At 35.3% G+C, this 24,317-nt stretch carries 13 protein-coding genes; all 13 read left to right on the plus strand.

The window, feature by feature from the left end; translation table 11 throughout:
- Positions 1 to 123 precede the first annotated feature (123 nt).
- The 13 genes from P5P87_RS01420 to P5P87_RS01480 all read left to right on the plus strand — a co-directional run bounded on the left by P5P87_RS01420 (position 124) and on the right by P5P87_RS01480 (position 24,234).
- On the plus strand, positions 124 to 3,516 hold the full coding sequence (locus P5P87_RS01420) for a glycosyl hydrolase (RefSeq protein ID WP_278021278.1): 3,393 nt from the start codon (positions 124 to 126) through the stop codon (positions 3,514 to 3,516).
- Positions 3,517 to 3,812: 296 nt separating this feature from the next.
- Positions 3,813 to 5,237, plus strand: a complete 1,425-nt coding sequence (locus P5P87_RS01425; RefSeq protein WP_278021279.1) for a sialate O-acetylesterase — start codon at positions 3,813 to 3,815, stop codon at positions 5,235 to 5,237.
- Positions 5,238 to 5,542: 305 nt separating this feature from the next.
- Positions 5,543 to 7,192, plus strand: a complete 1,650-nt coding sequence (locus tag P5P87_RS01430) for a DUF5703 domain-containing protein (RefSeq protein ID WP_278021280.1) — start codon at positions 5,543 to 5,545, stop codon at positions 7,190 to 7,192.
- Entirely contained in the window at positions 7,150 to 7,872 is a 723-nt protein-coding gene (locus P5P87_RS01435) for a hypothetical protein (RefSeq protein WP_278021281.1), read from the plus strand. Before P5P87_RS01430 ends, P5P87_RS01435 begins: the two co-directional genes overlap by 43 nt.
- Before the next feature lie 52 nt (positions 7,873 to 7,924).
- Positions 7,925 to 10,348, plus strand: coding sequence for a pectate lyase family protein (locus tag P5P87_RS01440; RefSeq protein WP_278021282.1), 2,424 nt, complete (start codon positions 7,925 to 7,927; stop codon positions 10,346 to 10,348).
- A 233-nt stretch (positions 10,349 to 10,581) separates the two neighbouring features.
- A complete protein-coding gene (locus P5P87_RS01445) occupies positions 10,582 to 12,600 on the plus strand; it encodes an aceric acid hydrolase (protein ID WP_278021283.1) in 2,019 nt (672 codons plus the stop codon).
- A gap of 194 nt (positions 12,601 to 12,794) precedes the next feature.
- On the plus strand, positions 12,795 to 13,781 hold the full coding sequence (locus tag P5P87_RS01450) for a pectinesterase family protein (RefSeq protein ID WP_278021284.1): 987 nt from the start codon (positions 12,795 to 12,797) through the stop codon (positions 13,779 to 13,781).
- Positions 13,782 to 14,489: 708 nt separating this feature from the next.
- Positions 14,490 to 17,873, plus strand: coding sequence for a SusC/RagA family TonB-linked outer membrane protein (locus tag P5P87_RS01455; protein WP_278021285.1), 3,384 nt, complete (start codon positions 14,490 to 14,492; stop codon positions 17,871 to 17,873).
- A 14-nt stretch (positions 17,874 to 17,887) separates the two neighbouring features.
- Positions 17,888 to 19,393 carry a RagB/SusD family nutrient uptake outer membrane protein gene (locus tag P5P87_RS01460; protein WP_278021286.1) on the plus strand — a complete coding sequence of 502 codons (1,506 nt, stop codon included), beginning with the start codon at positions 17,888 to 17,890 and terminating at the stop codon, positions 19,391 to 19,393.
- Positions 19,365 to 19,880: a RagB/SusD family nutrient uptake outer membrane protein gene (locus P5P87_RS01465; protein WP_278021287.1), complete on the plus strand. Its 516-nt coding sequence runs from the start codon at positions 19,365 to 19,367 to the stop codon at positions 19,878 to 19,880. The genes P5P87_RS01460 and P5P87_RS01465 overlap by 29 nt, the downstream gene beginning before the upstream one ends.
- Positions 19,881 to 19,963: 83 nt before the next feature.
- On the plus strand, positions 19,964 to 21,676 hold the full coding sequence (locus P5P87_RS01470; protein WP_278021288.1) for a polysaccharide lyase: 1,713 nt from the start codon (positions 19,964 to 19,966) through the stop codon (positions 21,674 to 21,676).
- A gap of 128 nt (positions 21,677 to 21,804) precedes the next feature.
- Positions 21,805 to 22,485: a DUF3826 domain-containing protein gene (locus tag P5P87_RS01475; protein WP_278021289.1), complete on the plus strand. Its 681-nt coding sequence runs from the start codon at positions 21,805 to 21,807 to the stop codon at positions 22,483 to 22,485.
- A 42-nt stretch (positions 22,486 to 22,527) separates the two neighbouring features.
- Entirely contained in the window at positions 22,528 to 24,234 is a 1,707-nt protein-coding gene (locus P5P87_RS01480) for a polysaccharide lyase (protein WP_278021290.1), read from the plus strand.
- The last annotated feature ends 83 nt before the right edge of the window (positions 24,235 to 24,317 follow it).

The raw sequence follows: 24,317 nt of genomic DNA on the forward strand, positions 1-24,317 counted from the left end.
AGCTACTCACAAAGATTTCTCCTTACGTCGAAATGACAAAACAAACGAATAAAAATGGCGAATATCAAACCCGACAGGTTTCAAAAACCTGTCAGGTTTACAAACGAAATAAAACAAAGAATAATGTTTCAAAAAAAACACCTCTTTTTTATCATCCTTTTAGCAAGCCTCGTCTCTGCACAGGAAATCCATAAAAAAGAATCTTTTCAGCCAACTTTAGAATCCTCAAGACCTTGGGTGTATTGGTATTGGATGAAATCAGCGTATTCTAAAGCTGGACTTACAGCCGATTTAGAAGCTATGAAACAAGCTGGGATTGCGGGAGCTTATTTAATGACTATTAAAGGGCCAGCAAATCCGCCCTTGATAGATCCGCCAGTTTTACAGTTGACGCCTGAATTTTGGGATATGATTCATTGGGCTTTTAAAGAAGCAGATCGTTTAGGGTTAAAACTAGCTTTTCACGGAGCTGACGGATTTGCCGTTGCAGGCGGGCCGTGGATTACACCAGAAATGTCTATGCAGAAAGTAGTCTGGTCAACGACTGAAATTTCAGGTGGAAAAAAAGTGGCACTGAAACTGCCAGTTCCAGAACATTACAAAGACTATTATAAAGACATTGCCACTTTTGCGATTCCGATAAAAGAATACCAAATTACTTCGCAAATACAATTGCCAAAAGTAACGACATCAAACAATACCGATGCATCGTTTTTGGCTGATCTTAAAAAAGACGAAAACTTCAAGTTTGCCGATGCTGGATGGATTCAATATGAATTTCTCCAGCCTTTTACCTGCAAATCTATTGTAATTGAAACCAAAGGAAGAGATTTTCAGGCACAGCGTCTTATTGTCGAAGTGAGTGATGACGGAATAAATTTTAGATTCCACGAAAGAATGATTGCGCCACGTCACGGCTGGCAGGATATGGATTTTCCAAATACCCATACTATTACGCCAGTAACAGCAAAATATTTCAGATTTGTGTATGATCCAAAAGGAACAGAACCTGGAGCAGAAGATTTGGATTTTGCGAAGTGGAAACAGAATTTGAAAGTCAGTAAAATAACCCTTTCGAATCAATCACTGATTAATAATTACGAAGGAAAATCAGGAGCAATTTGGCGTTTAACTCCGCAGACTACAGAAAAAGAAATTCTGAATTCTGATGCATTCAAAAAATCAGAAATTATCAATATCTCTAATTTTGTTGATGCTGATGGAAACCTAAACTGGAAAGCACCAAAAGGAAAGTGGAAAATCATCCGAATGGGACATACTTCTACAGGGCATGAAAATGCCACTGGCGGAGCAGGAAAAGGACTGGAAGTTGATAAATTTAATCCAGAATTAATTCGTTTTCAGTTGGATCATTGGTTTGGAGAAGCCGTTCGTTCTGCTGGACCTGAATTGGCTTCGAAAGTTCTTGAAATCCTTCATTTTGACAGTTGGGAATGCGGAAGTCAAAATTGGTCTTCAGTTTTTCAAGCTGAATTTAAAAAGAGACGTGGTTATGATATTATAGAATATCTGCCAGTTATGGCTGGAGTTCCAGTAGAAAATGCCGATTTTTCAGAGAAAGTTTTATACGATGTTAGAAAAACAATTGCCGATTTAGTTGCCGATAATTTCTACGGAACAGTAGCAAAAATCGCCAAAGAAAATAACATAAAATTAAGTGCCGAAAATGTGGCACCGGTTGTAACAAGCGATGCATTGCTTCATTATAAATATGTCGATTATCCAAGTGGAGAATTTTGGCTGAAAAGCCCAACCCACGATAAACCTTTTGACATGGTTGATGCCATTTCAGGCGGACATATTTACGGAAAAGATATTATTCAGGCTGAATCTTTTACGGCTCTGAGAATGGATTGGGACGAACATCCCGGAAATCTAAAAACAACGGCAGACCGGAATTATGCTTTAGGAATTAACCGTTTATTCTATCACGTTTTTGTCCATAATCCGTGGACGGATAGAAAACCAGGAATGACTTTAGATGATATCGGAACTTTTTTTCAAAGGGACCAAACTTGGTGGAAACCCGGAAAAGCATGGTTTGATTATTGTCAAAGAGTGCAGTTTCAATTGCAAAAAGGAAAACCAGTAATTGATCTGGCAGTTTTTATTGGAGAAGATTTTCCTTCCCGTTCTTTTGTTCCAGATCGATTAGTGTCTTTTATTCCGAATGTATTTGGAAAAGAAAGATTGGAAAGCGAGAAAATCCGTTTAGAAAATGAAGGTCAGCCAACGGCAAAAATGCCAAAAGAAGTGACCTATTCTAAAAACATCACCGATTTATCACAATGGATTAATCCGCTAAATGGTTATCAATATGATTCTTTCAATGCCGATGTTTTAATTAATAGAGCGAAAGTAGTAAACGGAAAAATTTCGTTTGATGGTGGAATTGAATATGGAGCTTTATTCTTCCCAGGAAGTCATAAAATGGCACCAAATAAGATGCTTTCTTTGGCTTCCGCCGAAAAAATCCTCCAATTAATAAAAGATGGAGCAACGATTTTTGTAGATGAAAAACCAAACCTTCAGCCAGGAATTCAATCAGAAGCTAATGAAAAAAAATGGGAGAATGTAATTGATGAAATCTGGAATAATGCCAATTCATTAACATGGAAAATCGGAAAAGGTACGGTTATCAAATTACCGTATTTAGGAAATGATTTTACTTCAATTGGAATCACGCAAGACGTTTATTTTCCAAATTTAAACCGAGCTGATTCAGAAACATTGGCTTGGGCGCATCGTAAATCAGATACCGAAGATATTTATTTTATTTCCAATCAAAAAGCAGAAAAAAGAACATTCGATGCTTCTTTCAGAATAGCTGGAAAAGTTCCGCAATGGTACAATCCTGTGACAGATCAAACGTCAGATTTAGACAGTTGGATGATTTTAGATGAAAGAACAATTGTTACGATAACATTAGAGGCCAACGAATCTGGTTTTGTGATTTTTAAAGATGAGATAAAAGAACTTATAAATGAAAATTACAAAAAAGTATCGCAATTTGAGAAAGTTCAGACTTTAGATGAGAATTGGAAATTACAATTTGATCCTGAATTTAAAGGACCGAAAGAAATAGTAAAAACAAATAAACTTTTTGACTGGAGTACTTCTGAAAATGATCAGATTAAATATTATTCTGGAACTGTAGTTTATGAAAAAGAGTTTATCTGGAAAGGAAAAGAAACCAATAAAATCTGGTTGGATCTAGGTGAAATATCAAATATTGCCGAAATCAAAATCAACGGAAAAGATTGCGGAACGCTTTGGACTTTCCCTTTCAAAACTGATATTTCAAAAGCTTTGCAAAAAGGAAAAAACACGATAGAAATAAAAGTTACAAATACGTGGGCAAATAGATTAATTGGCGATCAAAAATTACCAAAAGAAGAAAGACTGACATGGACAACAGCGCCGTTTCGTTTAGAAGGAGAACCGTTGTTGAAAGCTGGATTATTAGGGCCAGTTATAATTTTACAGGAGAAATAAATGTTAGCCACAGATTAAAAGGATTAAAAAGATTTCTTTTGGAAAAATAAAAAGAAATCAATTGCCTCCAGCTTTAGCTGGAGGTTTCATAAGATAAATAGATAAGGGCTTTAGCCAAATAATTAGTTTGGCTAAAGCCCGACAAGTTCGAATATTTTTAACCTCCAGCTAAAGCTGGAGGCAATTGAAAAAAAATAACCATATATTAAATGGTGCAGAAGTAAGGAAAATTCGTGAATTCGTGGCGAAAAAAATCTTTCTAATCCTTTTAATCTGTGGCAAAAAATAAATAAAAAATGAAAAAATCAATTATTGCATTATTAACGATTTTAGCAAGTCTTCAAATCAGTGCAAAAATCAAACTGCCAGCATTGTTTACTGATAACATGATGCTACAGCAAAAATCTAACGCACCAATTTGGGGCTGGGCAGAAAAGAACGCTAACATCATAATCAAAACTTCGTGGGATTCTAAAAGCTATAAAACAAAAGCAGACGCTTCAGGTAAGTGGAAAACAGAATTACAGACTTCTTCTTTTGGTGGCCCATACACGATTGAAGTTTCAGAAGGAAACGAAAAAGTAACCATCAAAAATGTTTTATTAGGTGAAGTTTGGCTTTGTTCAGGACAATCGAATATGGAAATGCCATTGAAAGGATTTCAAGGTCAGCCAGTTAAAAATGGAAACGAAATTATTGTAAGATCGACCAATAAAAACATTCGTTTAATTACGATTCCAAGAGCAACGGTTTTGGAACCTTTGCAAGATTTCGAAGGAAAATGGGAAGAAGCTTCTCCAAAATCGACTTCAAATTTTAGTGCAACAGCTTGGTATTTTGGGTCGCTTTTACAGGAAGTTTTAAATGTTCCGGTTGGATTGATTCATGTTTCGTACGGAGGTTCGAGCATGGAAGCGTGGATGAATCAGGAAATGCTGAAAGATTTTACAAGTGCTAAAATTCCGACCACAAAAGAAGAATTGGCAAAAGATCCGAATCGTGTTCCGACAACTTTATTTAACGGAATGCTTTCGCCTGTAATTGGTTACGGAATTAAAGGCTGTATTTGGTATCAGGGCGAGTCGAATTACGAAAGAGCTTCTGAATATACCGCTTTAATGAAGAAAATGGTCAGCAGTTGGAGAGCGTTATGGAAACAAGGAGATTTTCCGTTTTACTATGCGCAGATCGCACCGTTCAATTATGCTTCTTTTCACCCAAAAGATTATCAGGAAAAATACAATTCAGCTTATTTGAGAGAAGCGCAGTTTAAGGCTTCAAAGGAAATTCCGAATGCAGCAATGGCAGTTTTAATGGATGTTGGAGAAGAAAATAACATTCATCCAATGGACAAAGAAAAAGGAGGGAATCGATTAGCTTTTCAAGCTTTGGCAAGAACATACGGAATTGAAGGTTTCGAATTCGAAAGTCCGAAATACAAATCGATGGAAATAAAAGATGGTGCTGTAACGGTTTCTTTTGATGATGTTGCAAACGGAATTACATCTTATGATAAAGAAGTAACTGGTTTTGAAATAGCAGGAGAAGACAAAGTTTTTTATCCAGCTAAAACTGTGCTCAGAAGAAAATCAGTGGTTTTGACTTCGGGTAAAGTAAAGAATCCTGTTGCGGTAAGATATTTATGGAAGGATTTCGCTAAAGCGGAATTGTTTAGCGCAGGTGGTTTGCCAGTTTCTTCATTTAGAACAGACGAATGGTAATTATGAATTGTTAATTGTGAATTGTTAATTGTGAATTGTTAATTGTGAATTGTTAATTGTGAATTGTGAATGATGAGTTATGAGTTTTGGCGTCTAGTTTGTCATTTCGACGAAGGAGAAATCTTCGCAAGTAACTCGACAAAGATTTGGATCCAAAATAATGATTTTTAAGAAGCTTAATTTATAACTCTCGCAGATTTGGCAGATTTTGGAGATAAAAATAAATCTGCTCAATCTGTCAAATCTGCGAGAGAACAAAAAATATACCTACAAGGTTTTGGAAACCTTGCAGGAAAACGTAAAAAATGAAAAATAATATACTATTACTACTTCTCTTCACGACGCTTTGTCTTAGAGCGCAAATCCCTGCACTTGATAATTACAATCAGGTTTGGACAACGCAAAGCAACAATTCATCAGAATCGATGCCTTTGGGTGGCGGTGATATTGGTATGAATGTCTGGGTAGAGAAAGGTGATTTGTATTTCTATTTTTCCCGAAGCGGAACTTTCGACGAACATAATACTTTATTGAAATTAGGTCGTGTAAAAGTGACGTTAAGCCCAAATCCTTTTGAAGGAAAAGATGGTTTTCGTCAGGAATTGAAACTCAAAGACGGTTATATTTTATTAGGGCAGAATAATACTAAAATCAAACTTTGGGTAGATGTTTTTAAACCCATAATTCATGTTGATTTAGAAAGTAAAAATGCACTGAAAATGACGGCTTCTTATGAAAGCTGGCGTTATCAAAATCGTTATCCAAAAGGAAAAGAAAACAACGCTAATTCATATAAATGGGCGCCTAAGGGAGAACTTATTACCTATAAAGATTCTATTTCGTTTGAAAATAATGGAGTTAAATTTTACCACAGAAATAGAGAAAATACTGTTTTTGATGTTGCGGTAAAACAGCAGAAAATGGAATCGGTAAAAGACCAAATGCTGAACCCAATTGCGAATTTGACTTTTGGTGGATTCATGAAAGGCGATAATTTAAAACCAGACAGAACATATCTTGGAAAATATCAGGATACCGATTTTAAAGGCTTTAATTTAACAAGCATTAAACCATCCAAAAAACATGCATTAGAAATTTATTTAAACACCAATCAATCTGATTTTTCTACTTGGGATAATGGATTAAAAAGTTTGATTTCGGCAAATAAAAATACAGCAAAACAAGCCGAAAAAAACACTCAAAAATGGTGGAATAACTTCTGGAATCGCAGTTTTATTTTCACTCAAAAAAATCAGTCAACTGCCAAAGATTCGGTGTATCAAATTGGGCAGAATTATCAATTGTTCCGATACATGCTTGGATGCAATGCGTACGGAAAATATCCAACCAAATTCAACGGCGGGCTTTTTACGGTTGATCCTGTTTACACAAATAAAGACCTCAATTTTACGCCCGATTTCAGAAATTGGGGAGGAGGAACGATGACGGCTCAAAATCAGCGATTGGTTTATTTTCCGATGGTAAAAAGTGGTGATTTTGATATGATGAAATCGCAATTGGATTATTACGTAAGTCTTCAAAAAAATGCTGAATTAAGAAGCAAAGTTTACTGGAAACATAATGGTGCATCATTCACAGAACAATTAGAAAATTTCGGCTTGCCAAATCCAGCTGAATACGAATGGAAACGTCCCGCAGATTACGATCCAGGAATGGAATATAATGCGTGGCTCGAATACGAATGGGATACGGTTTTCGAGTTCTGCCAAATGATGTTACAGCAGAAAGAATATGCGGGAGAAGACATTCAAAAATACAATCAATTTATTATAAGCTGTCTTCGATTTTTTGATGATCATTATCAATATTTAGCAAAACAAAGAGGAAGAAAAACTTTGGATGGAAATGGAAAATTAATTCTTTTTCGGGTTCAGGAGCAGAAACGTATAAAATGGCGAATAATGCCAATAGTACGATTTCGGCTTTACAGGTAATTACAGAAAAACTTTTAAACCTTTCCGGAAATCAATTGTCAAAAGAAGACTCAGAATATTTAAAAGCATTTCAAACTAGAATTCCGCCTTTAAATTTCGGGCAGATTGAAAATCATAAAGTTTTACTTCCCGCTAAAACTTGGGAAAGAGTTAATAATTCAGAAGTTCCGCAATTGTATCCTGTTTATCCGTGGGGAATTTATGGTGTTGGAAAACCTGATTTGGAAACGGCTTTAAATACATGGAAATACGATCCAGATGCTTTAAAATTTAGAAGTCATGTAGGTTGGAAACAAGATAATATTTTCTCGGCTCGTTTGGGCTTAACCGAAGAAGCGATGAAATACAATACACTTAAAATGGCCAATTCAGAAAGACGTTTTCCAGCTTTTTGGGGACCAGGATTTGACTGGGTTCCAGATCATAATTGGGGCGGATCGGGAATGATTGGCATGCAGGAAATGCTTTTGCAGGAAGCAGACGGAAAGATCTATCTTTTCCCAGCGTGGCCAAAAGATTGGAACGTTCATTTTAAATTACACGCCAAACAAAATACAACAATTGAAGCCGAACTCGTGAATGGAGAATTGAAGGTTTTAAAAGTAATTCCAGAAGAAAGAAAAAAAGATATTATAAATCTGCTTGGAAAATCTGAAGTAGAGAAAACAAAATTAAACTAACTATTGCTAATTAAAATGATAAAGAAATTAATAAGTGCTTGCAGTTTTGTCCATGCTTTTAACCACAAACGGACAAGCACAATCAGTCGCAAATACTGATAAACAAATTGTAAAAGTTGACTTTGATTTTTTTCAAAGAAGACTAGAAGAAGTTCATGATCCTAGTTATGATTCTTGGGTGATTAATGAAGGAAAAGAGGCCGAAAAATCATTTAATAATGTATCTTTTAAGTTAAAAGGAAACTTTACTTCAAAATGGTACAAAGTTGGAATGAGCGCTCCGTTTTACAACAAATTAGGAAGTGACGGTTTGGTTACGTCCGAAAATTTGGAATTGAAAATCAGTGGACTGAAAGCTGGAAGACATACACTTTTGACATTTCATAACGCTTTTGATGTCATTACAGGAAAAACTTTTTCTCCGATAAAAATCTACGTAAACGGAAAACTTCAGGAAACCGTAAATGCAAGTCAGAGAGCCAATGCTAAAATTGATGCTTCTATGGCGTATATTACTTTTAATGCTGAAAAAGGAAAAGATGTAATTGTTCGGCTTGAAATTGATCCTACTTCAAACCCGGATATTATAAAACAGATTGTAATCAACGGTTTTGAAATTGATACGCCAAATTTAATGAATCAGGCCAGAACTCCAGAACCAAAAAACAGAGACGAACATGTTGAAGTGGGTAAAACTTTAACTCTAAAATGGGATGCTGTAAAAAACGTAGCATCGCATAAAATATATTTCGGTGAAGATAAAAATGCGGTAGAAAACGCAACTGAATCTTCAAAAGAATTTAAAGGAAAATTAACAGAGAAATCTTTTACAGTTTCTGATTTATATTCGGGAACAACTTATTATTGGAGAGTCGATGAAGTGGATAATAATGGCGAAGTTACATTAGGAAATGTTTGGTCATTTAAACCTGCACAATTGGCGTTTCCAGGTGCTGAAGGTTATGGACGTTATGCTGTTGGTGGACGTGGAGGAAAAGTGATTGAAGTAACCAATTTAAATGACGATGGTCCGGGAAGTTTACGCGATGCCATTAATCAGGAAATTGGTCCAAGAACGATCGTTTTTAATGTTTCGGGAAATATAAAACTGGCTTCGAGATTAGTAGCAAATCAGCCTTATATCACTATTGCGGGACAAACGGCTCCAGGTGAGGGAATCACAATCAGCAGAGCGCCAATTGGATTGACAGGAAATGATGGTGTAATTCGATTTTTGAAAGTGAGAATTGGAGGCGGAACTACTTTTGACGGAATGGGATTAACGGGCGCAGATTATAGTATTATAGATCACTGTTCAATTAGCTGGACAATAGATGAATCGTTTAGTTCGCGTGGTGCGCATCATATTACTTTACAGCGAACTTTAATTTCTGAAGCTTTAAACATTGCGGGACATGATAAATATCCTGCTGGAAAAATGCATGGTTTTGCGGCAACAATTGGTGGAGATATTGGTAGTTTTCATCACAATTTATTGGCACATAATCAAGGTCGTAACTGGAGTATAGGCGGTGGCTTAAACGGTGACGGCTATTACACAGGAAGATTGGATATCACAAACAATGTGGTTTACAACTGGGGAGGAAGAACAACTGACGGAGGAGCAAACGAAGTAAATTTTGTAAACAATTTTTACAAACCGGGTGCTTCAACTACCATATTTGTGGCATTAAATGCACAGCATGAGGGCGTTGGAAAAGGAATGCAACGTTATTATTTTAACGGAAATATTATGCCAGGTTATTTTGATGAGAAATCTCAGGATAAAGGCAGAAAATCTACTATAAGTCATAATGAGAAAGTAGATTATGAAACTTTTGTAGACAAACCATTTTTTCCTTCTTATGTAGAAACGCAATCAGCGAAAGCGACTTACAAAAATGTGCTTTCAGATGTTGGTGCTAATCAGCCGTTTTTTGACAAACACGATAATAGAATTGTTGATGAAACTTTAAAAGGAACTTTCACTTATAAAGGCAGTAAAAGCGGTTTAGGCGGAATGATCGATAATGAACAAGATGCAGGCGGATGGCCAAATTTTGCATCAGAAACTCGTCCGACAGATTGGGATACAGATCATGACGGTTTGCCAAACTGGTGGGAAAAAGCTTTTGGCTTAAACGAAAATTCGAAAGCTGGAGATTTCTCAGATGCAAATCAAGATAATGACAAAGACGGATTTACGCAATTGGATAATTATTTAGACTGGCTGGCTCAACCTCATTATTTTCTGAATTCGGGAGAGAAAAAGACTTTAAATGCCACAGATTATTTCCAAGGATACGAAAACAAACCAGTGTATACTTTCTCTGATCTTAAAAATGGAAAAGTGGTTTTAAAAGGAAAAGAAATTCAGTTTACAACTGTTGAAAAAGGATTTGCTTCTTTCGTCTTAACCGTAAAAGATGCAGACGGAGATTCAATGAGTAGAATCATTAATTTCTTTATTAAATAAAAAAAGGTTTCACGCAGATTTGGCTGATTTAGGCAGATCTGCGCAGATTTTCTTAAAGAATAAAAATCAACAAATATCTGCTAAAATCTGCAAAATCTGCGTGAAAAAAAATCAGATTAGGAGATTATAATAGATTAAAAGAAAAAAATAAATCAGCGCAATCTGCTAAATCTGCGAGGAAAATTTAAACTCTCGCAGATTTAGCAGATCCAGCAGATTAAATTTATATCAAAATGAAAAAGAACATCATCATATCCTCTTTATTTCTTTCAACCGTAATCTTTGCACAGAACAAAGGTTTGGTTGCCAATTCAGAAAGTCCTTATTCGAAATTACAGAGTGTTGGTTTGCAAGACGTAAAATGGACAAACGGTTTTTGGAAAGAACAGTTTGATGTAGAAACCAAAAACACTTTGCCGTATATGTGGGATTTGTATCATAATGATGAGATTTCGCATGCTTACAAAAACTTCGAAATTGCGGCAGGTTTAAGCAAAGGAACTTTCAAAGGGCCTTCGTTTCATGATGGTGATTTCTACAAGATTTTTGAGGGAATGGCAGCAACCTATGCGGTTACAAAAGATAAAAAGCTAGATGCCGAAATGGATAAGGCTATTGCGCTTTTCGCGAAAGTGCAACGTAAAGATGGTTATATTCATACGCCAGTTTTAATTGATGAACGTTGGGGAACTTTAGGACCAGAAGAAGTAAAAAAACAATTGGGTTTTGAGAAATACAATATGGGACATTTAATGACTGCAGCTTGTATTCATTATCGCGCGACAGGAAAAACAAATTTCCTGAATATCGCTAAAGGTGTTGCTGATTTCTTGTATGATTTCTATAAAAAAGCTTCACCAGAATTGGCTCGAAATGCCATTTGTCCGTCTCATTATATGGGAATTGTAGAAATGTACAGAACGACTAAAAATCCGAAATATCTGGAATTAGCCAATAATCTAATTGACATTCGCGGAACTACAAATGACGGAACCGATGACAATCAGGATAGAGTTCCGTTTAGACAGCAGACAACTGCAATGGGGCACGCTGTAAGAGCGAATTACCTTTACGCTGGAGTTGCCGATTTGTATGCCGAAACGGGAGAAAAAAAATTACTAGATAATTTAGAATCGATTTGGGACGATGTAACGTATCGTAAAATGTACATTACAGGAGGTTGTGGTTCTTTATATGATGGTGTTTCTCCAGACGGAACATCGTATGATCCAACAGTAGTTCAGAAAATTCATCAGGCTTACGGAAGACCTTTTCAATTGCCAAATGCAACAGCTCATACCGAAACCTGTGCAAATATTGGAAATGTTTTGTGGAACTGGAGAATGCTTCAAATTACGGGAGATGCCAAATATGCTGACATCGTTGAATTAGCATTGTACAACAGTGTGCTTTCGGGAATGGATTTAGAAGGAGAAAAATTTCTTTACAATAATCCGCTGAATGTTTCAAATGATTTGCCATTTCACCAAAGATGGGGAAATGAGCGTGAAGGTTATATCGCCTTATCCAACTGTTGTGCACCAAACGTAACGAGAACAATTGCTGAAGTTGGAAATTATGCTTACAATATTTCGAAAGATGGTTTGTATGTAAATTTATACGGAAGTAATCAATTGAAAACAAAATCTTTAAACGGAGAAGAAATCGAAATCGAACAGCAAACCAATTATCCTTGGGACGGAAAAATAACGTTGAAAATTGTAAAAGCACCAAAAGATTTACAAAATTTCTTTTTAAGAATTCCAGGCTGGAGTCAGAATGCTGAAGTTTCGGTTAATAATTCGAAAATTACAGATAAGATCGCTTCTGGAACTTATTTGAAATTAAACCAAAAATGGAAAAAAGGAGATGTAATCGAATTGAATCTTCCAATGCCGGTTGAATTGATGGAAGCGAATCCGTTGGTTGAAGAAGTTAAAAATCAGGTTGCTGTAAAAAGAGGACCTTTAGTTTATTGTTTAGAATCAGATCAGCTTCCTTCGAAAGTAAGTGTTAATGATGTAGCTTTAAATTTAAAATCGAATTTCGCAACAAACAATTTCATCTTGAATAATAGAAATTTAGTAAGCATTGATGCAGAAGCCGTTATAAATTCAAATAATTCATGGAATAAAACGTTGTACAAGCCGCTTTCTTCTAAAAATGCAGATGCTGTACAGGTAAAATTGATTCCGTATTTTGCATGGGGAAATAAAGGAAAAGGTGAAATGACGGTTTGGATGTCGCACTAAATTTTGGACGCGGATGAAACGGATTTTTAAATTTGTCATAGAAGTATAAACGCACAGTTTTGTCATTTCGACGAAGGAGAAATCTTCACAAGTAGCTCGACAAAGATTGATGATTTAGATTACGGAGTTACTTACGAAGATTTCTCCCTACGGTCGAAATGACAAATACAAGATAAATAAGTAAATTGAAAAACATGAAATACATTCTATCCTTATTTTTAATAACGACACTTTCAATATCAGCTCAAACGCTCGATAATAAATTAACACTAACCGTTGCACAAGATGGTTCAGGAGATTTTAAAACCATTCAAGAAGCGGTGAATAATGTAAAAGACAATTCGGAGAAACGTGTTGTAATCACTATAAAGCCAGGAAAGTATGTTGAGAAATTGGAAATTCCGGCTTCAAAACCCTTTATTACTTTAAAAGGTTTAGACAGAAATAAAACGATTATTTTATTTGATGATTATTCTGGAAAACCGCTTCGAGAACCAGATCCATCGGGAAAGAAAGAATTTGGAACAGGAACTTCGTATTCTTTCATAATCAAAGGAAATGATTGTACGCTTGAAAATCTTACTGTAGAAAATACGGCAGGAAGAGTGGGACAGGCGGTGGCGCTTCATATTAAAAGCGATCGCGTTATTGTGAAAAATTGTAATCTTTTAGGAAACCAAGACACTCTTTATTTATCTGAAGAAAAAACTCGTATCTATTTTGAAAACTGTTTTATCAATGGTACAACCGATTTTATTTTTGGAGCCGCAACGGCTTATTTTTACAAATGTACAATTGAGAGTTTGGTAAATTCTTATATTACAGCGGCTTCGACTCCACAAGGACAAGCTTATGGTTTTGTTTTTGTTGATTGTAAGCTTACTGCAAAAGACAAATCAGTAGATAAAGTATTTCTGGGAAGGCCGTGGAGACCTTATGCACAAACCGTTTTCATTAATACAGATTTAGGTTCGCATATTATTCCAGAAGGTTGGAATGAATGGATTGATACTCGATTTCCTAATAAAGACAAAACTGCTTATTATGCAGAATTTGGAAGTAAAGGTTTGAGCGCAAAGTATATTTCGCAACGCGTATCGTGGTCGCATCAATTGAAGAAGGAAGATCTTAAAAAATACAATCGAGATTTAGTTTTAAACGGATGGGATCCGAATAAATAGTGCTTTAATTTTACCCAAAATAGGGAACCTTAAACAGAACAAAATTTTAATTTAACAAAAACCCGCTGACATCAATGTTTAGTGGGTTTTTTGTTGTTTTTGGGTTAGCAAAAAATGGATAGATTATCGTTTAAATTTCGTTGGTCAGAATTTACTTTTAAAAAATATATTTTTTAGTAAAAATTATTCAAACTTTTTTTATGCCATCCTGTAACTATCCTGTTTATTGTTTTGTAAGTTTTTTATCGTAAAATAAATATACTCTTAGTATTTTTCTCTATCGTTTTCGTAAGAAAAGGGTATTTCATAAGCACTTATTTATCAGTAGGGATACAGTTTAATTTTGCAGAATATATACTATATGTTTATTTTTGATATAAATCTTATTGTTTTTTCGTCAAAATGAGTTTATAAATTTTCTTTTAAGCAAACATTTGCCCGAAATATTTAGGTTCATCTATTTTTTCCATTCGTTTTTTATTAATATTGTTTTTTTAGTCACATTTTTTTTGACATTCTGCGATTAAAACAGGATAGAGCAGGACGGTTCTCATGTATCATCGTCCTATTTTTGGAATATTAAAATAAATGTGTTTTAAACATTTAATAATCTTTAGTTAAGATTTCTTTAAATAAAGTTTTATTAAAATTAAGACATGTTTAAAACATGACTAACTAACATTAATAACCTAACCAAAAAAAACATTTATGAAACAAGCACTTATAAGAAGATGTAGTTTTCTTTTGTTTGCACTGATGAGTGTATTGAGTTATGCTCAAGGCTCTAGTAATCAAGTTACGGTAACAGGAGCTGTTACTGATAATACATCAGGCCTTCTTCCTGGCGTAAATGTAACTGAGAAATCTACAAAGAATACAGTTACAACAGATTTTAATGGTAAGTATCAAATAAAAGTAAGACAAGGCGCTACTTTAGTGTTTTCATTTATAGGAATGAAAAAATTAGAAATTCCTATTAATGGACGTACTGTAGTAGATGCAAAATTAGCTGAAGATTCAAATGAACTTCAAAATATAGTTGTAGTAGGTTACGGTACACAGAAAAAGGAAAAACTTACGGGTGCGATTGCAACAATTAATGCAGCAGATGTACAAGATTTACCTGTTTCTAACTTATCTGATGCATTGAAAGGATTGGTTCCTGGATTGGCTGTTATAGATGGAGGCGGACGTCCTGGTGATGCTGCTTCATTACAAATTCGTCAAACATTTAGTTTTTCTAAAGATGGAGGATTTAATACACCATTAATTGTAATTGATGATATGGTTCAGGTAGATCCAGTATCTGGTTTTCCAACTTTAGATGCTTTTAACCGTTTGGATCCTTCAGAGATAGAAAGTATTACTGTATTAAAAGATGCTTCTGCGGCTATTTATGGTTCTCGTGCTTCACAAGGAGCAATTGTGGTTAAAACAAAAAGAGGTAAAGCTGGTGTTACCAAATTTTCATACTACAGTCAGTTTGCAGTAAATGATGCGGTAAGCCATAGTAAAACCATGAGCGCTTATGATTATGGAGTTTGGTCTAATAGATATCTGTCTGTAAAAAATTTAAGCAATAATGGGGTTGGTTATTTTTCTGATCGAGAATTAGAAGAAATGAAAGGCTTGAATTATGATTGGTTAAAAGAAGCTTGGAAACCAGCAATTCAAGACAAACATACTTTGACAGTTACTGGTGGTAACGAAAAAATGACATATTTTGCAGGTTTAAACTATTTTACTCAAGGAGCTAATTTAGGTAAGCAAGATTATCAAAAATGGAATTTTAGAACTGGTATTAATGCTAAAATTTCTAATTCAATGGATTTTTCTGTCGCAATTGCTACCAATTCTGGAGACATAGAAAAATCGTTTACTAAAGCATCTGCTAATATCAATGACAGTAGTTATGGTAGTATTGCAGGTGGTGGTGAGCAAGCTGATTATGGTTATTTGCTACATATGCCTAAATATATTCCTTGGGAAACGGTAGTTAATGATAAAGAATATTACATGTCTCCATTTCCTAAAACAACTAGAACTTTAGGAAGTGCTAATGCTAATACTACAATTGCAGGGTGGAACTATTTTGCAACATTAAACAATGGTTCGAAACAAATTTCAGATGATTTTTCATATAACGTGAATATGTCTTTGAACTATAAAGTTCCTTTCGTAAAAGGATTATCTCTTAAAGGTACGTTTGCAAGAACAGAAAGCACAGGATATACAGAACAAGTTCAGTTACCATTTGACTTGGCAAGAATTGTTGGATACGAAAAAGCAGATATGCACTTAGCAAGTTCTGCAGTTCCAACTACTGTAAATAATGGTGTTGACCCTTATTATCAAATTGATACTAACGTTCGTAACTCACGCGTATACTATAATACTTCTCTTAGCAGAAATAATCAAGCTAACTTTTTTGCAAACTACGCAAGAGTATTTGGTAATCATGATGTTAGTGGTATGGTTGGTATGGAGCGTACAGAAGCTGAATACAGAACAACACGTTTAGCATATGAAGGTACAGGAAAAGATTATGCTGGAACTTATCAGACAGCAGGAACAATTTCTTCAAACTCAATTAATACAAAAGGAGAATCAGGAACACTTTCTTACTTAGGTAGATTTAATTACAGTTTTAAATCTAGATACTTATTAGAGTTCCTTTTCCGTAGCGATGCTTCAACAAAATTTGCTCCTGAAAACTATTGGGGATTCTTCCCATCACTTCAAGCAGGTTGGATTGTGTCTAAAGAAGATTGGTTTACTAAAGCATTGCCAGGTGTAGATTTTCTTAAACTTCGTTATTCTATTGGTAAAACAGGAAAAGATAACGTACAAGCTTGGAGATGGATGCAGTATTATGATGTTATTGTTGATAAAGGTGCTGTGTTTGGAACTGGTGCTACTGGTGGATCTTTAGGAGGAGGAGTTACTCCAAAAGTTAACCCAAATAGGAATGTTGGTTGGGATACAACAATCAAAAACAACGTTGGGCTTGATGTAAATGTATTGAAAAATAGATTGCAAATTAGTACTGACTTCTATTATGATAGAACAACAGATATGTTAACTAACATGGCTGGTGCTGTTGGTGTGCCAATTTCAGTTGGTGGTGGTTTTGCTGAACAAAACTATGCAGCTGTTGATGCTTGGGGACTTGAGGTAAGTTTGAACTGGAGTGATAAAATCAAAGATGATTTTAGTTATAATGTTGGAGTGAACTTTGGTTACTCAGATAATAAAGTGAAAAAATATCCAGAGCAAGCTTTGCAACATCCATCATTTAATGTAACTCAAACTGGATCTTCTTCTTTCTTCCCATACTGGGGATTCAAAACTTGGAACGGAACATCTACTGGAGACGGAATTTTACGTACAGATGAAGATATTGCAAACTACTGGGCTTACTTATCAGAAAGAGCTGCTGCAGCCGGAACAACACCTAGTTTTAATAAAATTACAAGTATATCTGGTATGATTAAAGGTATGTTGGCTTATGAAGATGTCGGTGGAGCATTTGATCCTGCAACTGGTAAACAAGCAGGACCTGACGGAAGAATTGATAAAAATTTGGATTATCAGAAATTAGTAAATACAAATAGAACCTATGGTTTTACTACCAATTTAGGTATGAAATACAAAAGTTTTTATATGAGAACTCAAATCTCTACATCTTGGGGTGGATTCCGCGAACTTGATGTAGTAAAACAAGGAACTGCTACAGCACACAATATGTGGGCTCACGAAAGCTATTGGACAGATATGTACGGACCAGATAATGTCAATGGTAAGTATCCTAACTTAGCATTATATGACGATGAATTGGTTGGTGCTCCTTCAAACTTCTGGCAATTAAATAATTTCCGTTGTTTTGTTAGAAACTTAACAATTGGTTACGGTTTGCCAAAAGATGTTTTAAATAAATTAAATATTAGTAGTTTGTCATTGGGTGTAACTGGAAATAATCTTTGGGATTTCTACAATCCATATCCTGACCATTATCGTAATATGTATGATTCATCTTATGACACTTATCCAACATTGAGAACTTGGTCTGTTAACTTAAGTGTATCATTCTAAAAAAATAAGTAATTATGAAACTAAGAATAAACTCAATATTAACTCTTGCAGTATTACTTATAGTTAGTGCTTCATGTAGTGACAATTTTCTTGAAGATAAGAAAAATTTTGGACAGATTGATGATTCATTTTATGAAAGTCAAGAGCGTACAAATTGGTATATAAACAACCTATATTATGACTTTTTCTATGCATTTAAGTCTCCACAAGCTACTTTTGTAGGTCAGTACACCGATGCATATTCTAGATTAACAGAAGAAATAGGAGGAATTACAGACCTTGTAAATCCAACAAAAACATTAGTAAATTCTGATGATGCAACAAATTATTTTGGAACAAAACTAGAAGATAAAATTAAAAATGAGCCTTACAACCGTATCAGAGACTGTAATAGCTTCTTAGAAGAAGTAGATGTAAAAGGATCTAGTTTAGATAAAACATTCCGTGATCGTGCAAAAGGCCAAGTGTATTATTTAAGAGCGCTTCAATATTTTGATTTAATGCGAATGTATGGAGGTGTGCCTCTTGTTACTTCAACACAAGCGACAACTTCTACAAATGATGCAATTAAATTGCCAAGAGCTTCAGTTACTGAAGTAGTAAATCAAATTGTTGCAGATTTAGATATGGCAGCTTCGTTATTACCAGGAAACTGGCCAGACGCAGGCGCAGATTATGGACGCTTTACAAAAGGAGCAACTTTGGCACAAAAAGCAAGAGTACTATTAACCTATGCAAGTCCATTGTTCAATAAAAACTGGGATGGTTCTACAGAAAGATGGGATGCTGCACTACAAGCTGGTTTAGCGACAGAAACTCAATTGACAGCTGATGGATATGGCTTATACGGAAGTTCAGCAAAACAATGGAATGATATGTTTACATTAGAAGGATTTAATAAAGAAGCTATTGTGGTTCAATTGTTAGGAAACGGAGCAACTCTTTCTGTTAGTAATAACAATTCATGGGAAAAAGCAATGCGTTTAGTTAGCCAAGGCGGTACAGGAGCATTTGAAGCGCCAAAAGAAATGATCGACTTGTTTCCAATGGATAACGGAAAAAAACCTACAGCAGCCAATGGTTACGATCCTTTCTTATTCTTTAAAAAACGTGATCCTAGATTTTACAGAACATTTGCTTTTTCTGGAATGAAATGGGGATATGCAGAAAGTACAAGCAGTGTAGCTTGGTCTTATCGTTGGTTAGATGGATCAGATAAAGATAAACCATACTTTAGTGACAATAATCAAGAAAATAGCCCTGCATACGTAAGAAAAATGTCAAATGTTACTGCATCAAATGCTAGTAGTTTCCAATATTCTGTAACTAATATTCTTGAGTATCGTTATGCAGAATTGTTACTAAATATTGCTGAATGTTACGCTGCAAAAGGCGATATTGGTAATACAATTAATTACCTAGGAAAAATTAGAGCTCGTGTAGGAATTCCTTCTGCTGATAACTACGGAATTGGTATTTTGGCTGATAAATATGCTTGCTATTGTCGCTTGTTTATATGAGCGTAGAGTAGAATTAGCTTACGAAGGAAAACGTTTTTGGGATGTGCAGCGTTGGATGCTTTACAGTGATGAAGCTCTTCCAGGTATTAATGGTGGGACAGTTTCTAAATTAGGTTTAACGCCAATTAACGGTACACAACGTACAGGATATTATTTACAATATAAAAATGTCGCTACTAAAACAGATCCATTGTCTAGTGCACGTGCAGCAATCAGCGTAGATCCTGATTCAGCTAATTTTAGCAGTCAAATTGACGCTTTAGCAACTTTTTACACTGATAATTTTGTATTCACAAACTTATTGACTCCAATGGATAACGTAAACAACGTTGCTGCGCAAATTAAATTTAACCCAAACTATTATATAATGGGGTTACAAACAAGTATTCTAACTCAGAATAACTGGTTGCAAGCAAACGGTTGGATGGAACGGCGGAACCGCTGGAACCTTCAATTATCAAGAATAGATTTAATGTCAAAACAATGATTATTATATAAAGCTTTTCACCTGTATTCGTTAAAAGATACAGGTGATTTGTTTAAAAAGAATTACCACAACTAGAAATTAACATGAAAAATTCCGCATTATTTATCGCATCATCTCTGCTTTTTTTAGGAAGTGCAAAATGTTTTGCTCAATATCCGAAGATTAGTCCAGAAGTTCAGGCTCAGGAAAAAGCTATCAAAGAAGAAGCTCAAAGACTTTCTGATGAAGCTTGGGAAAAAGCTTTAGTCGTTATTGAAGAAGAAGCTAGACATGGAAAACCATATATTCCATGGGCAGCAAGACCAACAGATTTACCTCAAGCAGAAATTCCTGCTTTCCCAGGTGCTGAAGGTGGAGGAATGTACACATTCGGTGGTCGTGGCGGAAAAGTTTACACGGTAACGAGTCTAGAAGATCGTGGACCAGGAACTTTACGTGAAGCTTGCGAACAAGGAGGAGCTAGAATAGTGGTATTTAATGTTGCTGGAATTATCAGACTTAAAAGCCCGTTAATCATTCGTGCACCTTATATCACAATTGCTGGACAAACAGCTCCTGGAGATGGAATTTGCGTGGCGGGAGAATCAACTTGGATTGATACTCACGATGTAGTGATTAGACACATGCGTTTCCGTCGCGGAGAAACTTTTGTAGGTCGTCGTGATGATGCTATCGGAGGAAATCCTGTTGGAAATATCATGATCGACCACGTTTCTGCAACTTGGGGATTAGATGAAAATATGTCAATCTACAGACATATGTACAATCCTGGACCAGGTTATCCAGACATTAAAGTGGGAACGGTAAATATTACAATCCAAAACAGTTTGTTTGGAGAAGCTTTAGATACTTACAACCATGCTTTCGGAAGTACTTTAGGTGGTGAAAATTGCTCTTTTATGAGAAATATGTGGGCTAATAATGCAGGAAGAAACCCTTCTATCGGTTGGAACGGAATTTTCAATTTTGTGAATAACGTAGTTTTCAACTGGTACAACAGATCTACAGATGGTGGAGATTACACTGCTAATTACAACATCATCAACAATTTCTACAAACCAGGTCCTGTAACCGATTTAACACAACCAATAAGTTACAGAATTTTAAAACCAGAATCTGGAAGAAGCAAATTGCCTTATATGGTTTTTGGTAGAGCTTATGTAAACGGAAACGTAATTAACGGAAACGAAAAAGTTACTAAAGACAATTGGGACGGAGGTATTCAAATCGAAAATAAAAAAGGTGAGTTAATGACTTATGATGAATCGAAAGACTATTTTGCAAAGATGAAAGTAGAGAAACCTTTCCCAATGCCTTGGTTCAATAAATTCATGACTGCTGAAGAATCTTATGAGTTCGTACTTAAAAACGTTGGGGCAACCTTACCACTTAGAGATAAAGTTGACGAAAGAATTGTAAGAACAGTAAAAACTGGAGTTCCAGAATATGCAAAAGGATTAGAGAAAAAGACTTTCTATCAATTCGAGCACAGAAGGCTTCCAATGGATTCTTATAAAAAAGGAATAATTACAGATATTTCTCAAGTTGGAGGATATCCAGAATACAAAGGAAAACCTTATGTAGATACAGACAAAGACGGAATGCCGGATGCATGGGAGAAAAAATACGGTTTAAACCCGAACGATCCATCTGATGCGCAAGGAGATTTAAACGGAGACGGATATTCAAATATTGAGGATTACATCAACGGTGTAAATCCTGCGATAAAAGTAGACTGGAAAGATTTGGCTAATAACAAAGAAACATTAGTTAGACCTTTATTAGATTTAAAATAAGAATCGGCGAGATTAGAAACAGCAGAATAAAAATCTGCAAATCTGCTAAATCTGCGAGAGAAAAAAATTAGCCCGCAGATTTAGCAGATTAGGCAGATTAAATATTGTAATTCATAAAATTTATTAAGATGAAATTAATAAAAAATATAGGTGTTTTAATGATGTTTTTAGTGTTTGGGAGTAATATTGCGCAACAACATTTAGATCCTGAATATGTAAAAGTTACCAACGAAAGAGTCGCGAAAATCGTTACCAAATTAGATTTGAAAAACGAAGCAAAAGAAAAAGTAGTTTCAAATATCATCGCGCAACAATTTAGAGATTTAACTGAAATTCAGGATGGAAGAGATGCTGAAATCAAAAAAGTAAAAGAAGATACTTCTTTAGTTAAAGAAAAGCAAAACGAGAAAATTGATAAACTGAAAGCAAAGGCAGACGAGTCAATTGCAAAACTGCATAAATCTTATATCAAAAAATTAGGTAAAGAATTATCAGAAGATAAAATCACTGAGGTAAAAGACGGAATGACTTATGGAGTGCTTCCTATCACAGTCGCAGGTTACAACGATATGTTGCCAAATTTAACTGCAGAACAAAAAGACTATATCTACAAAGCTTTAGTTGAAGCCAGAGAGTATGCAATGGATGCGGGTTCATCTAAAGAAAAACACGGCTGGTTTGGTAAATACAAAGGAAGAATCAACAATTATTTATCAAAACAAGGTTACGATTTAAATAAAGAAAGTGCTGACTGGCACAAACGTATCGAAGAAAGAGAGAAAGCAAAAGATTCTACTGCAAAAGAATAATCTCTTAAAAACTAACTGCTATTAACTAGACCACACAATACAATGCAAAATATTTTTCCCAACTGTACTTTAAAGAGAACATTAATGGCTTTCTCATTTTGTTCCCTTGTTTCGTCGGCGTATGCCCAATATCCAGTAATTCCAAAACCTGTTCAGGAAAAAGCAGATGCTATTTTAGCTGATGAAGAAAAAAGATTGAGCGAAATATGGAATGCTAATTATCACATTATTAAAGAAGAAGCAAAACAAGGGAAACCGTATTTACCTTGGGCATTCTATCCAAAAGATTTTGTTTTTGCTGATATTCCTGCTTTTCCAGGTGCAGAAGGTGGTGGAGCTTACACACAAGGTGGACGTGGCGGAAAAATATTTGTAGTGACAAGTTTAGAAGACAGCGGAAAAGGAACTTTCCGTGAAGCTTGTGAAGCGGTAGGAGCAAGAACAATTGTTTTTAATGTTTCGGGAATTATTCAATTGAAAAAAAGAATCAGTATGCGTGCGCCTTACGTAACTATTGCAGGGCAAACCGCTCCGGGTGACGGAATCTGTATCGCCGGAGAAACTTTAGAAATCGACACGCACGACGTTATTATCAGACATATGCGTTTTCGCCGTGGCGCTACAGAAGTTACTAGAAGAGATGATGCATTGGGCGGAAACCCAATGGGAAATATCATTGTAGATCACTGTTCTGTAAGCTGGGGATTGGACGAAAATATTTCTTTATACAGACATCAATTTGCGGCTAATGCAAAATCAAAACTGGAGAAATTACCAGCTTGTAATATCACGATTCAAAACACTATTTCATCAGAAGGTTTAGATACTTATAATCATGCTTTTGGAAGTACAATCGGCGGATTAAATAGTACTTTTATGCGCAACTTATGGGCCGACAACATTTCAAGAAATGCTTCTATCGGAATGTATGGCGACTTTAATTTTGTGAATAACGTAGTATTTAATTGGTGGAATCGTACTCTTGATGGCGGTGATTATCGTTCGATGTTGAACATCATCAACAACTATTTTAAACCAGGGCCAATAACGCCACAAAACGAACCTATTGCACATAGAATCGTAAAACCTGAATCTGGATATATTGAACCAAAACAATACGGAAGAGCTTACGTTTCAGGAAACTTTATTGTAGGTTCTCCAGAAGTTACAGCAGACAACTGGAATGGAGGAGTACAATTGGAAAACCTTCCAGAAGCGGAAACAAAAGAATTTTTAGCGACAATTAAACAGCCAAAACCTTTTTCAATGCCAAAATTCAATATCATGTCGGCAGAAGAAGCTTATGATTTTGTTTTGACGAATGTTGGAGCAACAATTCCGAAAAGAGATGCTGTTGACGAAAGAGTCATCAAACAAGTTCGTACAGGAAAAATCGAAGTAAAAGATGGTTTAGAAAATAATATCGGAAAAGAATATATCAAAAGAAGATTACCAGCTGACTCATATAAAAAAGGAATTATAACGCATCCTGATCAAGTTGGCGGATATCCAACTTACAAAGGAAAAGCTTATAAAGATTCAGATAATGATGGAATTCCAGATGCTTGGGAGAAGAAATATGGCTTAAATCCTAACGATGCTTCAGATGCCAATAAAGATGCAAACGGAGATGGTTACACCAATATCGAAAAATATTTTAACGGAATCGATCCAAACACTAAAGTTGATTGGACGAAAACGGAAAACAATACAGATACATTGTCAAAATTAAAGTCTTTATTACAATAGAAAAATTATGAAGACCTAACAGGTTTTTAAAACCTGTTAGGTCTCTTAAATGTAATATCCGCTTAGTTTGTCATTTCGACGAA

The organism is Flavobacterium ginsengisoli (genome assembly GCF_029625315.1).
GTDB classification, from domain to species: domain Bacteria; phylum Bacteroidota; class Bacteroidia; order Flavobacteriales; family Flavobacteriaceae; genus Flavobacterium; species Flavobacterium ginsengisoli.